Source organism: Marinobacterium lutimaris, from assembly GCF_900108065.1.
GTDB lineage: Bacteria > Pseudomonadota > Gammaproteobacteria > Pseudomonadales > Balneatricaceae > Marinobacterium_D > Marinobacterium_D lutimaris.
In genome coordinates, this window is record NZ_FNVQ01000001.1 from 2,277,861 (window position 1) to 2,293,788 (window position 15,928).

12 protein-coding genes are annotated in these 15,928 nt (G+C 59.4%); 8 read left to right on the forward strand and 4 right to left on the reverse strand.

The window, feature by feature from the left end:
• Positions 1–37 precede the first annotated feature (37 nt).
• Both C4S72_RS10655 and C4S72_RS10660 read right to left on the reverse strand, forming a co-directional pair.
• Complete coding sequence (locus C4S72_RS10655; RefSeq protein WP_104002971.1) at positions 38–973, reverse strand: ADP-ribosylglycohydrolase family protein; 936 nt, start codon at positions 971–973, stop codon at positions 38–40.
• A gap of 26 nt (positions 974–999) precedes the next feature.
• Positions 1,000–2,685, reverse strand: a complete 1,686-nt coding sequence (locus tag C4S72_RS10660; protein ID WP_104002972.1) for a mechanosensitive ion channel family protein — start codon at positions 2,683–2,685, stop codon at positions 1,000–1,002.
• Positions 2,686–2,838: 153 nt separating this feature from the next.
• Between C4S72_RS10660 and C4S72_RS10665 the strand changes: the two genes are divergently transcribed.
• Positions 2,839–4,776 carry a sensor domain-containing diguanylate cyclase gene (locus C4S72_RS10665; RefSeq protein WP_104002973.1) on the forward strand — a complete coding sequence of 646 codons (1,938 nt, stop codon included), beginning with the start codon at positions 2,839–2,841 and terminating at the stop codon, positions 4,774–4,776.
• Here C4S72_RS10665 and C4S72_RS10670 read toward each other — a convergent pair whose 3' ends face one another.
• A complete protein-coding gene (locus C4S72_RS10670) occupies positions 4,777–5,958 on the reverse strand; it encodes an acetyl-CoA C-acyltransferase family protein (RefSeq protein ID WP_104002974.1) in 1,182 nt (393 codons plus the stop codon). It lies immediately after the preceding gene.
• Between the two features lie 114 nt (positions 5,959–6,072).
• Positions 6,073–7,518, reverse strand: coding sequence for a sigma-54 interaction domain-containing protein (locus tag C4S72_RS10675; protein ID WP_104002975.1), 1,446 nt, complete (start codon positions 7,516–7,518; stop codon positions 6,073–6,075).
• Between the two features lie 242 nt (positions 7,519–7,760).
• Between C4S72_RS10675 and C4S72_RS10680 the strand changes: the two genes are divergently transcribed.
• The 7 genes from C4S72_RS10680 to C4S72_RS10710 form a co-directional block, all read left to right on the forward strand.
• A complete protein-coding gene (locus tag C4S72_RS10680; protein ID WP_104002976.1) occupies positions 7,761–9,710 on the forward strand; it encodes an acetoacetate--CoA ligase in 1,950 nt (649 codons plus the stop codon).
• A gap of 27 nt (positions 9,711–9,737) precedes the next feature.
• Positions 9,738–10,520, forward strand: coding sequence for a 3-hydroxybutyrate dehydrogenase (locus C4S72_RS10685; protein WP_104002977.1), 783 nt, complete (start codon positions 9,738–9,740; stop codon positions 10,518–10,520).
• 108 nt (positions 10,521–10,628) lie between these two features.
• Entirely contained in the window at positions 10,629–11,690 is a 1,062-nt protein-coding gene (locus tag C4S72_RS10690; RefSeq protein WP_104002978.1) for a TRAP transporter substrate-binding protein, read from the forward strand.
• Between the two features lie 31 nt (positions 11,691–11,721).
• Positions 11,722–12,318 carry a TRAP transporter small permease subunit gene (locus C4S72_RS10695; protein WP_104002979.1) on the forward strand — a complete coding sequence of 199 codons (597 nt, stop codon included), beginning with the start codon at positions 11,722–11,724 and terminating at the stop codon, positions 12,316–12,318.
• 23 nt (positions 12,319–12,341) lie between these two features.
• Positions 12,342–13,709 carry a TRAP transporter large permease gene (locus C4S72_RS10700; RefSeq protein WP_104002980.1) on the forward strand — a complete coding sequence of 456 codons (1,368 nt, stop codon included), beginning with the start codon at positions 12,342–12,344 and terminating at the stop codon, positions 13,707–13,709.
• Between the two features lie 440 nt (positions 13,710–14,149).
• A complete protein-coding gene (locus C4S72_RS10705; RefSeq protein ID WP_104002981.1) occupies positions 14,150–15,451 on the forward strand; it encodes a DUF2254 domain-containing protein in 1,302 nt (433 codons plus the stop codon).
• Between the two features lie 217 nt (positions 15,452–15,668).
• A partial coding sequence (locus C4S72_RS10710; protein WP_160115497.1) for an ESPR domain-containing protein occupies positions 15,669–15,928 on the forward strand: 260 nt, incomplete at its 3' end.

Consider the following 15,928-nt stretch of genomic DNA (forward strand, 5'->3'; position numbering starts at 1 on the left):
ATTGCCGCTCTTCATTGCCGCTCTCCAATGCAACTCGTTATTTCCAGTCGGGTGGCAGCGGGTCTGCCGAGCGCCGCATCAGTGCATCGCTGAGCGCGACAATAGAGTCATGCTGAAACAGCCCGTTGCGCCAGGCCTCTGGAATCGCTTCATGACCATAGAAGGCGCCGGCGATCTGACCGTAAACGGCTCCGGTGGTATCGGCATCATCCCCCAGGTTCACGGCCAGAAGCGCGCCTTCCGCAAAACTGCTGCTACGTGCAAAGGCCCAGAGCGCCGCCTCCAGTGACTTCACTACATAGCCGCTGCCTTGAATTTTTGGCGGTTCCAGGCGCAGGTAGGAACCCTGCGCCAGCAGCATCATCTCGACATCGGCAACCCGGTCGGCAAAGGCTGTAATGGCGGTAAACAGCTCTTCCTTCTGCATGCCACGGCTCAGGCTCCACAGAATCCAGGCCAGCAGTTCATTCGCCTCGATACAGCGGATATCAGCATGGGTCAGGCGGGAATGCTCGCGGGCCACAGCCTGAGCCTGGCCAAACTCTTCATGAAAGAACATGACGACCGGCGCCAGCCGCATCAGCGCGCCATTGCCGGCCGAATCAAAGGACTCCTCACCGGCAAAGGGATCGCCGGTACGCTCGAAACGCTTCAGAGCAGCGCGGGTCCGGTTACCGATATCGAAGCAGCGCCCGATAGATGACAGGTAACCCTGGCGAAACCAGCGCGTAAACCGTTGCATCTGGTCTTCTGGGTTGAACCCCGCATGCAGGCATAGACTGACGCCGGAACAGAGCGCCATGCTGGTGTCGTCGGTCCAGTAACCGGCGGGCAGCTTGTGCGGACCGCCCTCCCGGTACCCGGTGACCGGTTCGAACTCACCCGGTCGCATGAACTCTACCGGCGCGCCCAGGGCATCGCCGACCGCCAGGCCGACGAGCATACCTCTGAGGCTGGATTGCAAAGGTTCCATCTATCCTCCCTGACTGTCTGTCGCAGCTAGTTTTCCGAATCCGGCCTGTTTGCCCTGGCTGCCGGCGCGTTAGCCTCCGGAGCCTTGGCCGGCGCTGCGAACCAATCCTCCGGCGGCACCAGCTTCGCATCAGCCGGGTCTGCCACGTAAGAAGGTGTCATGATGGCAACGCCATATTCGTTGAACACATCGAGTATATTGCGATGCAGATCGGCGTAGCGGTGCGGCAGATGGGTCGGGCCAGAAACATAGACATTGAGCTGATATTCGATGCCATAGTCGCCCAGTTTCTTCACCAGCACAAAGGGTGCGGGGCTGGTTTTAAGACTGCGGGTACGGCTGGCGGCCTCTTTCAGCATCGCCTCGACCTGACGCCAGGGGGTCTCATAACCTATCCCCACGCTGGTATGGATCACCAGGCCATCCGCCTGGGCGGGACGGCTCAGGTTGATCACCGAACTGTTCAGCAGTTGTGAGTTGGGCAGCACTACCTCCTCGTTGTGGAAGGTACGCAGATGCGTCACCAACAGGCGCATATCCTCAACCACGCCGGTGTACTCCCCCACCTTGATCATGTCGCCAATCTTGAATGCCCTGCGGTAGGTGATGGCATAGCCGGCGACAATACTGGCCACTGCAGAGGATGCACCCAGCGAAACCATCACCCCGAGAAATATCGACAGTCCCTGGAACGCAGCGCTGCCGGAACCGGGAATATAGGGGTACGCCAATACCACCGCGAGAACAATGATGAAGAAACGAAACAGCTTGTAGGTAGGTTGCGCCCATTCCGGTTCAAAGCCGTGCAAGACCACCTTTTCCTTCTCGACGCCGAGAAAAAACAGGTAGAGCAGCTTTATGCAGTAACGGGTGATCGTTGCGAGGATAACGAGGAAGATCAGCGACGGCAGGTATTCGACGATCGACAGCAGCATCTGCCTCAGCGGATCGATCAGCCAGTCCAGCAGGATATTGGAGGTTGCCCGGGTCCAGGGATATTGCGACAGCGTATACTCGACACCGATGTAGATCAGCACGAACACAATAATGGAGCAGATCAGGCTGTTGCTGCGTGTCAGTACCAGCCAGATATTTTCAGCCCGCAGGATCTCGAAGCTTTCGAACTTCAACCCCTGCAACCGCTCCTTGAAACGCGACTCCAGGTAGCGATGCCATCGGCGAAACGCCCAGACGGTAATCCAGATACCGCCAACGCATAAGGTCATAACGCCCAGGGACTTCAAGGTGGCCAGCAGCAGATAACCGTCGGTACGCTGCTCACGGAAACTCAGCAGCGCTTCCTGCAGACGGCTGACCACCGCCTCCGACAGTTCAAACAGGGCGACACCTTCGGCCGAGGCATCCACCGGATAAAGCACCACTACACGCAGGTTGCCGACATAGACTTCAATATGCTCGTCCACCTCCCGCCGGGTGATCGCGTCGGCTGCAATGCTGCGATCCCGGGCCACGGTTTTTACCCGTTCGCTGACCTGTTCCGCTCGCTCCAGCGCGGGATAGGAGCTGGTGCCGGCCACATGGAACAGCGCTTCGCCATCCACCATCACTGGCGCAGTATCCACCTGTCGGAGTCCGCCGTCAGGCTCAGTTTCCGCGTAGAGAACACTGCTGAATAGCAGTTGCACACAGAACAGCAAAGGCAGCAGCAGCGTTCTGATGCCGCCGCGCTTTAGCCGATGAGGTTTGTTCATGGCCGATCCCCCTCTCCCGAGGCATCCTTGTAGATCTTCTCTTATATCATCAAGCCACTGACCCGGGTACTGCGATCCGGCACAGATCCGCACAATTCAAAAGCGGTAAAAAGCTCTGTATTATCAATGAGCACTGATCACTAGAGTTACCTCATGCAGCAGCTCAAAAGCTTTCGTCGTGTTCGTGCCATCACCTTTTTCATCCTGGTGGTATTCGCACTGACGATAGCCGTATTACTCCGCTACAGTTTTGTCCACGAGCGTGACAGCAGCCGCAGCGATCTCCGCGTCGGCTCCGATATTGTCACTGCGGTGATGGAACAGCAGCTCAGGGAAACCGCAGCAGCACTGGCCAACCTGGAGCGCCTGGACAGGGAATATACTGTCGGCAGCCTGGATTTTCCGGGGCTGCAGAACCAGCTGGCCAGCACCAAAAGCCTGGTCTCCGGCGTATCGAACCTGGTGCTGCTGGACGCCGACGGCAAAGTGATCGGCTCTACCGCCGACAACCTGATCAACGGCAACTTCGCTTTCCGCTACTATTTTCAGGAGGCGATACAGGCTCCAGTGGGCCAGTTCATTCTCTCCCCACCGTTCCGATCCAGTCTTCGCAACACCCGCCGCTTCACCCTCTCTCGAGCAATACATACCGCAGATGGCAGCGTTCAGGGGGTGGCTGTCGCTTCGTTCGATACCTCGCTGCTGACACAGCTGATCGAGCTGCAGTTGAACAGAGACAGAGGGCAGGGGATCAGTCTCGCCCTGGCGCATGCTGACGGCGAACCTATTTTGCGGGTGCCTGAACAGGAAGGATTTTACGACGAGATTCTGAACCGTCCGCGCTCTCCGTTTGCCACTCACCTGGCGTCGGGCAGAGAGGAAACCCAGACCGAGGGAAAACCGCATGAACAGAGCCCGACTGCGCTACTGAACCTGCGTACTATCGCCCCCGAAGGCCTTAACATCAGCGCACCGCTGGTGGTGGTTTCCGCCTATCCCAAAAGCAATGCCTACAGCGACTGGCGCCTGATCACATCGATCACTATCGCGGCCTATCTACTGCTCGCCGGCGGCATCGTTTTTCTGCTGCGTAATGAACGCGACCACCTTATTCAGGAGCGAGATATTCGCCTCAAGCTCCAGACCCAGAGCAGCCGCCTGGCCAGCATTATCGAGGGCACCAATGTAGGTACCTGGGAGTGGAATGTGCAAAGCGGAGAGGTGGTGTTCAACGAACGCTGGGCGGAAATTATCGGCTACAGCCTGGAAGAGCTCGAACCCGCCAGCATCGAAACCTGGATGAAGTATGCCCATCCGGACGATCTGGAGACCTCCTCGCAACTGCTGCACAAGCACTTCAGCGGCGAGCTGCCCTACTACGAGTGCGAAGCACGCATGCAGCACAAGGATGGCCACTGGATCTGGGTGCTGGACCGCGGCAAGGTCGCCTCCTGGACCAACGACGGCAAACCGCTTTGGATGTTCGGTACTCACCAGGAGATCACCGAGCGCAAGCTGGCTGAAGAACAGGCCAGCCACCTGGCTTATTTTGACAGCCTGACCAACCTGCCGAACCGACGCCTGCTCGACGACCGTCTGGAACATGCACTGGCCCAGGCTCAGCGTAACGGCCGTACCCTTGCCCTGATGTTTATCGACCTGGACAACTTCAAGCCGGTCAACGACACCTGGGGCCATCAGGCGGGGGACCAGTTACTGATCGAAGTCTCCCGTCGGCTGAAGCAAAACGTGCGGGCCAGCGATACCGTTGCACGTACCGGCGGCGATGAGTTTATCCTCCTGCTGCCGGAGATAGCCGATACCGCGGATGCTGAAATAGTGGCGCAGAAAATTCTGCTGGAGCTGCGTAAACCTATAGAGCTGCATGAAGGTATTCAGGCAACGACCCCGCCGAGCATCGGCATATCGGTCTGCGTGAGTGGCCTGACCGATGGCGCCACCCTGATGAAGCAGGCTGACCTGGCGATGTATGCAGCCAAACATGCAGGCCGCAACTGCTACCGCATCTACGAGCCAAACCTGACAGCGAAGGCTCTAAAAGAGACTCCGCTGTCGAACGAGCAGAGCTGATTAGAGCCGTTCAAACACCACTGCTATGCCCTGACCGCCACCGATACACATGGTGACCAATGCGTATTGCCCCTTGATCCGGTGCAGCTCATAGATCGCCTTGGTGGCGATAAAGGCGCCGGAGCAACCAATCGGATGACCCAGGGCGATGGCGCCGCCGTTGGGGTTGGTCTTTTCCATATCCAGCCCCAACCCCTTGGCCACGGCCAAAGCCTGGGCCGCAAAGGCTTCATTGGATTCGATCACATCCATCTGATCCAGGGTCAGCCCCGCTTTCGCCAGCGCCTTTTTCGACGCCGGAATCGGTCCTTCACCCATAATATGGTTGGGCACACCGGCCACGGCGTAGGAAACCAGACGAGCCACCGGAGACTGACCCGCCGCGCCTGCCTGCTGTGCCGAGGCCAGCACCATGAACGCAGCGCCGTCGTTGATGCCCGAGGCGTTACCGGCGGTCACCGTGCCATCCTTCTTGAAGGCCGGTTTCATCTTGGCAAGAGACTCTGCGGTGGTGCCCGGTTTGACGTGCTCATCGGTATCCACCAGCACCGCACCTTTGCGCGTCTGCAGGGTGACCGGCACGATCTGGGATTTGAACCGTCCCTCTTCGATAGCCAGCGCCGCACGACGATGGGATTCGGCCGCCAGGGCATCCTGTTCTTCACGGCTGATACCCCATTTCTCCGCCAGGTTCTCGGCGGTAATACCCATATGGCCGGCGCCAAAGGGATCGCTCAGGGTAGCCACCATCATGTCGATCATGCTGGTATCGCCCATGCGGGCGCCGCTGCGCATGGCCGGTGACAGATAGCCTGCGCGGGACATCACCTCGACGCCACCGCCGATGCCGTAGTCACAATCTCCCAGCATGATGTTCTGCGCCGTGGAGACGATCGCCTGCAAGCCTGAGCTGCACAGCCGGTTCACCGCCATCGCCACCGAATCCATCGGCAAGCCGGCCTGAATCGAGGCCACACGCGCCACGTAGGCAAAACGCGAATCTGTGGGGATACAGTGCCCCACGGTTACATAGTTGATCAGTTCCGGATCCACGCTGGAGCGCGCCACCGCCTCCTGCATCACCTGGCCCGCCAGCTCCGCGGGTTCGATACCGCTCAAACCGCCGCCGAAGCTACCCACCGCCGAGCGCACCGCGCTCAAAACCACCACGTCTTTAACCATGAGCCCTATCCCCTGTTTAATTTTTATTCAGGTCTTCGAGCATAGCACCCACATACAAAGCAGGGGGATTAGCCCTTAGTTCACAAAGAGCTCAGCAGAGAACGGAGCAGGAGTTCAGCCTCGATCCAGGGCGTCGGTGCGATCCAGCTTCTGATACAGCGATGCGCGGGAGATCCCCAACAGCCGCGCCGCTTCGCTGCGGTTACCGCCGCTTTGCAGCAGCGCTTCGTGAATCGCCTCCTGCTCCGCTATCCGCAGCCGCTGCTTCAGGCTCAGACTGCGGCTTTGCGGCCTTGGCGCGCCAGCCCCGCGCGCAGGCGGTATGGGCGGCGCGCTTACCGCCGGCAGGGTATCGCTGAGCAGCGGCAGCAGTGCCTTTTCGTCGATATAGATCGCGTTCTCATTCAGGATCGAGGTGCGCTCCAGCACGTTGTAGAGTTCGCGCACGTTGCCCGGCCAGGCGTAACCACGCAGCAGTTCTACCGCGCCCTGGGTCAGCGTCTTGGTCATCAACCCCAGGCGCAGGTTACATTCATCGAGAATGCGCTCGCTGAGCGCTTCGATATCCTCCAGCCGCTCGCGCAGTGGCGGCAGGTGAATCGGCATGGCGCTGATGCGGTAGTAAAGGTCGGCGCGAAACTCCCCCGCCTCCACCATCTCCATCAGGTTTCGGCTGGTGGCGGCAACGATCCTCACATCGGTGCGCTGCACCTGGTTGGAACCGACGCGCTCGAATTCACGCTCCTGCAGTACCCGCAGCAGTTTGGACTGCAGCGCCAACGGCATATCGCCGATCTCATCGAGAAACAGAGTGCCATCTTCGGCAATCTCCAGTTTGCCTGGCCTCCCCTCCTTTTTCGCCCCGGTAAAGGCACCGGGCGCGACACCGAAGAACTCAGCCTCAATCAGCGTTTCCGGTATCGCCGCCACGTTTATAGAGACAAACGGCTTGTCGGCGCGCAGCGAAAGTTCATGCAGGGCGTGGGCGAACAGCTCCTTGCCGGTACCGGTTTCGCCGGTGAGCAGCACCGACACATCGAACCGCGCCGTCTGCCGGATCTGCTCTTTCACCTGCCGCATGGCGCTGCTTTGCCCCGCGATCTGCGAGAGCTGATAACGGGCGCTGCGGCCGTCGCCAAAACGGTTGGCGGTGCGCACCTCCCGCTGCAGCAGGTTGTATTTTTCCAGCAGCGGCTTCATGCCGGAGCGACTGTCGGTGGCCACAAAGCCGAAGGCACCTTCGATCTCGCCCGCCTCGTTTTGCAGCGGTATCACGCTGACCAGCACCCACTGGTTGCGGATCGACAGCAGGTCCAGCATCACCGGCTCGCCGGTAGCCAGCACCTGCGGCATATAGCTGCCCGGGATGACATCGGTGATGTGTTTGCCCATGGGCGACTCGGTCAGACCGAGAAACTGGTAATAGTCATCGCTGATCCAGTTGACGATGCCGTGACGGTCCACGGCGATGGTGTCCTGGTAGAAGGTCTCGAAGGAGCGCTGCAGAAAGGATAGGAAGTGTTCACGCACCGCAGCGGATGCAAACTGGGCTGAAGCCATGAGCTGGCACTCTTATTGTATTTATTAAGCCTGTCTAATTTACTAGACAGCTCCTGTTGATAAAAGTAGACAGGGTGTCCAGAAAAATAAACACAACTTTTCGACATTAACCGGCAAAAAATATTTTTTACATTTAAAAACAAATAGTTAAAAAAATTGGCAAACCTCCTGCAGTACTCTGTACAAAATTACGCTATACCTGAAACCAACTGATCACCCACAAAAATAATTACGGGATCAATATGGAACAGCCTCTCTGGACGCCTTCGGATACACGCGTCGCTTCAACCCGCCTCTGGGATTTCATCCAGAGCGTCAATCACGCAGAAACTCTCTCTATCGACAGCTATGAGCGGCTCTGGCAGTGGAGCGTCGATCACAGCGAAAAGTTCTGGAGTCATGTCTGGAGCTACACCGGGATTGTCGCCAGCCATCAGGGCGAACGCGTGCTGGCCGATGGCAACCAGATGCCGGGCGCACGCTGGTTTCCCGAGGCGCGCCTCAACTTTGCCGAAAATCTGCTGCGCTGGCGCGATGATCGCCCCGCTATCGTCTTCTGCGGTGAAGATGGCCGCCGTACCGAGCTGAGCCACGCCGAGCTCTATGCCCGCGTCGCCGCACTGGCCGCCAGCCTGAGACGCCAGGGAGTTCAGCCCGGCGATATCTGCGCAGGCTTTATGCCCAACGTGGCGGAAACCATTATCGCCATGCTCGCCACCACCTCGCTGGGCGGCACCTGGAGCTCCTGTTCACCGGACTTCGGCATCAACGGCGTCGTCGACCGCTTCGGCCAGGTACAGCCGAAAGTGCTGTTCACCACCGATGGCTACATCTACAACGGCAAGCAGCTGGACTCGCTGGAGAAGGTCGCTGGTATCGCCAGAGAGATCGGCTCCATCGAACAGATCATCGTGATCCCGTTTATCTCAGACACACCAGACCTGTCCGCACTGCCCGGTGCAGCCCTGCTCAATGACTATGCCGACAGCAGCGCCAGCGAGATCGAGTTCACCCAGCTGCCGTTCGACCATCCGCTTTATGTGATGTATTCCTCCGGCACCACCGGTGTGCCCAAGTGCATTGTTCACAGCGCTGGCGGCACGCTGATCCAGCACCTGAAAGAGCTGGTGCTGCACACCGATATCGACCGCGACGACCGCTTCTTCTACTACACCACCTGCGGCTGGATGATGTGGAACTGGATGGTCTCCGGCCTCGCCACCGGCTGCACCCTGGTGCTGTTCGACGGCTCCCCCTTTGCGCCGAAGCCCGCCGTGCTCTGGGATATGGCGGAGCAGGAACAGATCAGCGTCTTCGGCACCAGCGCGAAATACCTGGCCGCCCTGGAAAAGGCCGGGGTCAAACCGAGCAAAAGCCATGAGCTGGGCGCGCTGAAGGCGATCCTCTCCACCGGCTCGCCGCTCTCCCATGAGAGCTTTGAATACGTCTACCGCGATATCAAAACCGATCTGCAGCTGTCATCCATCTCCGGCGGCACTGATATCGTCTCCTGCTTCGCCCTGGGCTGCCCGATTCTGCCGGTCTGGGCCGGCGAGCTGCAGTGCCGCGGGCTTGGCATGGCGGTGGACATTTTCGATGACGAGGGCCGCCCCCTGCGTGAGGAGAAGGGCGAGCTGGTCTGCACTAAACCCTTCCCCAGCATGCCGATCAGGTTCTGGAACGATGCGGACGGCCAGCGCTTTCACGATGCCTACTTCGCGCAATTCGACAACATCTGGGCCCACGGCGATTACGGCGAGATCACTGCCCATGGCGGCGTGATCATTCACGGCCGTTCGGATGCGGTGCTCAACCCCGGTGGCGTGCGCATCGGCACCGCCGAGATCTACCGCCAGGTGGAAAAAGTGGAAGAGGTGCTGGAAAGCCTCTGCATCGGTCAGCCCTGGCAGGACGATGTACGCGTGGTGCTGTTCGTGCGCCTGCGCGAGGGCGTCAACCTGGATGACGAGCTGACAAAGCTCATTAAAACCACCATCCGCGCCAACACCACGCCGCGCCATGTACCGGCGGTGATCATCCAGGTGACCGATATTCCGCGCACCATCAGCGGCAAGATCGTCGAGCTGGCCGTGCGCCAGGTGGTGATGGGCCAGACCGTCAAGAACAAGGACGCCCTGGCCAACCCGGAAGCGCTGGAACTTTATAAAGACCTGCCCGAGCTGCAGGCCTGACAACGATAACAATAAGAGGTGTTAACAATGAGTGTGCGCAAACTGGCACTGATCACCGGCTCCACCAGCGGTATCGGACTGGCGATTGCCGAGGTGTTCGCCCTGCACGGTATCGAAGTGATCCTGCACGGGCTGGAGCCGGTGGACCAGGGCGAAGCGATCGCAGAGCGTTTCGATAACGAATTCGGCCACCGCCCGCACTACTTTCAGTGCGATATCAGCGAGCCGCTGGCGATCGAGCGGCTGATGGAACAGGTCAGCGTCGAGGTGGGTAAACCCACGGTGATCGTCAACAACGCCGGTATCCAGTTCACTGCACCGGTGCAGGAGTTCCCGCCGCATAAATGGGACCAGATCATCGCCATCAACCTCAGCGCCGCCTTCCACATCACCCGCCTGGCGCTGCCCGGCATGCTGGAACAGGGCTGGGGTCGCATCATCAACATCTCCTCGGTTCACGGTCTGGTGGCCTCACCGAACAAAGCCGCTTACTGCGCCGCTAAACACGGCCTGGTGGGGTTCACCCGCGTCACCGCCATGGAAACCGCCGACAAGGGCATCACCGCCAACTGCATCTGCCCCGGCTGGGCCGATACCCCGCTGCTGGTGGATCAGCTCAACAACTTTGCCAAAGAGAACAACACCAGCTTTGAAGAGGCCAAGCGCGGTCTGATCAACGCCAAGGCGCCCTACCCCGAGTTTGTGGCGCCCAGCGAGATCGGTGAGCTGGCCCTGTTCCTCTGTTCGGATGCCGCACGGGCGATCACCGGCACCGCCATGCCGATCGACGGTGGCTGGACCGCGCATTGATGCGAGGCAACAGGATTTGAAAAAGGCCGGCGGGAACGCGGGTCAATCAACCGCAGTAACGTTCAATCAACTGAAAACCACGCGATAACAATAAAAGGGTTAAAACAGATGAAAAAGACACTACAGGCAAGCGTACTGGGACTTTCAATCGCCGCTTCCGGCGCCGCCATGGCTGAGTTCGACAAGATCCGCTGGCAGGTGCCGATGGGCTTCCCCTCCACCCTGATCGCCCTTGGCGACACCATGCCGGCGGTCTCCGAGATGCTCAAGGAGATGTCGGACGGCCGTGTCACCCTGCAGACCTTCGAACCGGGCAAGCTGATTCCGGCCCTCGGCGTATTTGAGAACGTCAGTAACGGCAATATTCCGGCCGGTTACTCCTGGATGGGTTACGAGTGGGGTCAGGTTCCGGCTGCAGCCCTGTTCGGCGCTACGCCTTTCGGCCTGGAGTCTCAGGAGTTTCTCGCCTGGATGTATCACGAGGGCGGTGACGAACTGCTGAAAGAGGTGTTCCAGCCCTATAACGTCTACCCGATTCTGTGCGGCACCATCTCACCGGAAGCCGCCGGCTGGTTCCGCGAAGAGATGGACAGCCTGGATAAGTTCAAGGGCCTGAAATTCCGCGCCGCCGGCGTTGGCGGTGAGATCATGTCCGAGTTCGGCATGTCGGTCACCCTGCTGCCGGGCGGTGAGCTCTACCAGGCGCTGGAAACCGGCGTGCTTGATGCCACCGAGTTCTCCCTGCCGGTGGTGGACGAACAGCTTGGTTTCTACCAGGTGGCCAAGCACTACTACCTGCCGGGCTGGCACCAGCCCTCCACCAACCAGTATCTCTACATCAACCTGGATCAGTGGAACGGCCTCAACAAGCAGACCCAGGCGCTGATCGAGAACACCTGCAAGGCGGGCAACACCATGGCTCTGGCCAAGGCGGAAGCGCTGCAGGGCGCGGTACTGAAGAAATTTGAGGACCAGGGCGTAGAGCTGCACCAGTACAGCCCGGAGATTCTCAACGCCTTCAAGGAAGCCACCGATCGTGTCATGGCGCGCCGTTCCGAGTCTGACGAGATGTTCGGCAAGGTGTACTCCTCCATGAAAGCGTTCCAGAAGGAACATGGCGTCTGGAAGAAATACGGCTACCTGCCGCGTGACTTCGGCATGGAAGAGTAAATAAAACCCACCGGATTAACGGATATTCGCTATGGCTGAATATGACGTGGATCTGGATCGCATCGAGGAGAGCGTCCCCCATGGGGTGGCGCTCTCTTATCCCCGCACTGCGATCTCCGATCTGTTGGAAGGAATTGTCGGCTTCTTTGGCCGTTACACCGCGGGCATCTGGGTAATCCTGATGCTGCTGATCGTCGGCAACGTGATCATGCGCTACATCCTGGGCACCAACTTTGTCGCCCTGGAAGAGCTGCAGTGGCACCTGTTCGCCATCGGCTTCATGGTAGCGCTCTCCTACTGTTTTACCCAAGACGATCACGTCCGCGTGGATGTGGCCGCCGAGCTGCTCGGCCCGCGCAAGCGCGCCGTTATCGAACTGTTCGGCATTGCCGTTTTCTTCATCCCGTTCTGCGCCTTCATCCTCTATTACGCCTGGCCGTTCGTTGCACGCGCCTGGCAGATCGGGGAGGTCTCGGCCGCACCGGGCGGACTGCCGATGCGCTGGCTGATCAAGTCGGTGATCCTGTTCGCCTTCTCGCTGATGATTCTGGCCGCTGTGGGTCGCTTCTTCAGAGTCCTGTCTTTCCTCTGCGGCTGGCCCAAGCCCCGCGGCGATAACAATAAATAACCGGCTGCCACGAGGAGAACTGAGTGTTTGCTACCAATGAACTGATCGTGATCGGCATGCTGGTCACGTTCATCCTGTTGATTTTCAGCGGTTACCCCGTGGCCTGGATTCTGGCTGGCGTATCCGTGGTGTTCAGCGTCGGCTCGATCATCGCCTACGAATACTTCGACGTGGATACCTACTTTCTCACCGACTGGCGCATCTTCGGCGTCATGGTACAGCGTGTTTACGCGCAGATGTCGAACTGGGTGCTGGTGGCCTTGCCCATGTTCATATTCATGGGGCTGATGCTGGACCGCTCCGGCGTGGCGGAAAAGCTGATGCGCAACTTCGTCAACCTGTTTGGTCGCTTCCGCGGCGGGCTTGGCGTTGCCGTGGTGCTGATCGGCATTCTGCTGGCTGCATCCACCGGTATCGTGGGTGCCTCGGTGGTGCTGCTGGCGATGCTGTCGCTGCCGGTGATGCTGCAGCAGAAATACTCCAAGGCGTTCGCCTGCGGCATCGTCGCCTCATCCGGCACCCTGGGGATACTGATTCCGCCCAGCATCATGCTGATCATCATGGCGGACCAGCTGTCCCTGGCCGTCGGTGACCTGTTCATGGGCGCGCTGATCCCCGGCGTGATGCTCGGCGTGATGTACATGGTCTATGTGGTGGTGATCTCCTTCCTGATGCCATCGATCACCAGCGCCAACGAGGATCTGCCGCCGGTCAACGCGAAGATGATCATCGACACCCTGAAGGCGGTGGTCCCCTCCCTGGGCCTGATCCTCGCGGTGCTCGGCTCGATCTTCTTCGGCATCGCCACACCCACGGAAGCCGCCGGTGTCGGCGCCCTGGGCGCTACGCTGCTGGCGTGGATGAACGGCAACCTGAGCATGGCGGTGCTCAAGGATGTGAGCATCAAAACCAGCCTCACCACGGCGTTCGTGTTCGGCATCTTCCTTGGCGCCACCGCCTTCGCCGTGGTGATGCGCTCACTGGGCGGCGATGAGTTTATCGCCAGCCTGCTGAACTCGATTCCGCTGTCACCGGGCGGTATTGTCGCCGTTATCCTGCTGATCGCCTTTATCGCCGGCTTCTTCCTCGACTGGCTGGAGATCAGCCTGATCCTGCTGCCTCTGGTCGGCCCGGTAGTCGCAGGGCTCGGCTTCGATCTGACCTGGTTCGTGGTGCTCTTTGCCCTGGCGCTGCAGACCTCGTTCCTGACACCACCGGTAGGCTTCTCGCTGTTCTACCTCAAGGGTGTCGCCCCGCCGGAGATCACCACCATGGATATCTACAAGGGCGTGATCCCGTTCATCCTGATCCAGCTCACCGCGGTATTGATGGTGTTCTGGTGGGAGGATCTGGTGCTCTGGCTGCCAGAGGTTCGGTATGGGGCGGGCTAAGCAGCCCGCATACTAGATGCACAGATGCAGCGACCTGGCATCTGCGTACTTTTGGAATGCAGGTTTCGCCTGCTGGCGAGCCAAGGGACTTGTGCGGACAAGTCCCTTCGCAATCCCAAACCGCCCCTAAGGCTTGGTCGGCTGCGCCGACTTCCCTGTGCTTCTCGTCTGAAAGAGCGGGAAGGGAAACTCGCAGCATTGCTGCTCAAACAGCCCTTCCCTTTTTCTCTTTCAGCCTGTGATGCTCGGCTGCGCCAAAGGGGACAAATCGGTGCCCCCACATACCTTATCGACAATCCAACTACTTGCCGCCACCCACTCCGAACAGGCAGGGAAAGAGCAACACGGAATACGATTCGTTGCGCCCTTCCTCAATTTGGCCACACTCTAAAGAACGGGCATGATAGAACAAGCCCATCAGCAGAGGATGATCAGCCAGTATGAAACAGGGATCGGCAGCCACCTGGACCGGCATTTCGGCCACCCGTTACTATATCGCCCGACTCAGGGAGGCGCTCTGGTTCCGGCCATTGATCAGCTGCCTGCTGTCCATAGCCGCAGCCTTTATCGCCAATCTGGCGGAGCAGATTGAGTTCATCCACTCGCTGCCCGATGTCAGCGCCGAATCGATTGAAAAATTGCTGACCACCATCGCCAGCAGCATGCTCGCCATTTCCGTGTTTGCGGTGGGCTCCATGATCTCTGCCTATGCCTCGGCCAGTAACGGCGCCACGCCGCGCTCTTTTGCGCTGGTGGTGAGCGATGACGTATCACAGAACGCCCTCTCCACCTTTATCGGTGCGTTTATCTTCAGCATCGTGGCTTTGGTGGCGCTGCTGAACGACTTTTATACCCAGAGCGGGCGCTTCGTTCTGTTTCTGCTGACGCTGTTTGTGTTTGGCCTGGTGATTCTTGGTTTCGTGCGCTGGGTCGACCGGATCGCTCGTCTCGGCAGGCTCGGCAACACCGTGGAGAAAGTGGAAAACGCCACCGAAACCGCCATGAAACGGCATATCTATTTCTGCCGCAAAAGCATCACTCGCCCAGAGGACAAAGGCGAAGCGGTCTACTCCAACCGCGTGGGTTACGTGCAGCATATCGACTTCACCAAACTCCAGTGCCTGGCGGAAGAGCTGGATCTACGAATCAGTATCGATATGTTGCCGGGCTCATTGAGCACGCCGGACAGACCGCTAGTATTCATCTCCGGTCATTGCGACGAGAACCGGGACACACTGCAGAAACGGGTGGACTCCGCCTTTGTTATCAACCGCCAGCGCACCTTTGAATCGGACCCGCGTTTTGGCCTGATCGTGCTGTCGCAGATCGCCAGCCGCGCCCTGTCGCCGGCGGTGAATGACGAGGGCACCGCCATCGATATCCTCTCGGTGTTTCTGCGACTGTTTGCCCACTATCAACGGACAAAAGATGAAGACGGTAGCCCCAAGGTAGAATACGACCGCCTGTCGATCCCCGGCCTCTCCATCGATGAGATGTTCGACGATGCTTTCAACTCCCTGGCCCGTGACGGCGCCTACTCCGTCACGGTCGCCATGCGTCACCAGAAAGCGCTCTACTCCCTCGCCTCCCTGGGCGATCAGGCCATGAGCGATGCCGCGAAACGCCACGCAACGCTGGCGCTTGAGCACGCCCGCAAGCAGCTAAAGCTGGAGTCAGAGATCGGCACACTGGAAGCACTCTATGCCGAGAACTTTCCCACAGCAGAGGCTACTGCCCGCTAGTTGAAACACCAGTTCCATTCAGATGACCCGGCGGCGGATGTTGATCAGCGGCCGGGCGACCTCCAGGCTCCGAAAAAAAGCCTGACTTTCGCGTCATTTTTTTAAAGATGTGTCTCATCTGTTACCTAAACACCCTTAGCCTGCCCTGATGCTGCGCGGTCTCTTCGGCCGCCTTGTTTAGACGATTCGCGCCTGATCCGCGTCAAGGGAGCTGATGATGTACAACCATGCCCAACTCAACCGTGTGTTCCGCCTGGTCTGGAACGCCACCCTCAACGCCTGGTGCGTGGCACCGGAAACCGCCCGCGGCAAGGGCAAGGCCGGCAGCGTGCGCCGCCTGCTGCCGCTGACCCTGCTGCTTGGCGCCTCCAGCGCCTGGGCTGAGCTGCCCCAGGGCGGGCAGATCTCCGCCGGCGATGGCAGCCTGAGTTACCAGGGCGATCAGCTCAACGTGCAGCAGAACTCCGACCGCCTGGC

Coding starts and splice junctions, on each gene's coding strand:
- C4S72_RS10655 (WP_104002971.1), bottom strand. CDS start 973: ATGGAACCTTTGCAATCCAGCCTCAGAGGTATGCTCGTCGGCCTGGCG.
- C4S72_RS10660 (WP_104002972.1), bottom strand. CDS start 2,685: ATGAACAAACCTCATCGGCTAAAGCGCGGCGGCATCAGAACGCTGCTG.
- C4S72_RS10665 (WP_104002973.1), top strand. CDS start 2,839: ATGCAGCAGCTCAAAAGCTTTCGTCGTGTTCGTGCCATCACCTTTTTC.
- C4S72_RS10670 (WP_104002974.1), bottom strand. CDS start 5,958: ATGGTTAAAGACGTGGTGGTTTTGAGCGCGGTGCGCTCGGCGGTGGGT.
- C4S72_RS10675 (WP_104002975.1), bottom strand. CDS start 7,518: ATGGCTTCAGCCCAGTTTGCATCCGCTGCGGTGCGTGAACACTTCCTA.
- C4S72_RS10680 (WP_104002976.1), top strand. CDS start 7,761: ATGGAACAGCCTCTCTGGACGCCTTCGGATACACGCGTCGCTTCAACC.
- C4S72_RS10685 (WP_104002977.1), top strand. CDS start 9,738: ATGAGTGTGCGCAAACTGGCACTGATCACCGGCTCCACCAGCGGTATC.
- C4S72_RS10690 (WP_104002978.1), top strand. CDS start 10,629: ATGAAAAAGACACTACAGGCAAGCGTACTGGGACTTTCAATCGCCGCT.
- C4S72_RS10695 (WP_104002979.1), top strand. CDS start 11,722: ATGGCTGAATATGACGTGGATCTGGATCGCATCGAGGAGAGCGTCCCC.
- C4S72_RS10705 (WP_104002981.1), top strand. CDS start 14,150: ATGAAACAGGGATCGGCAGCCACCTGGACCGGCATTTCGGCCACCCGT.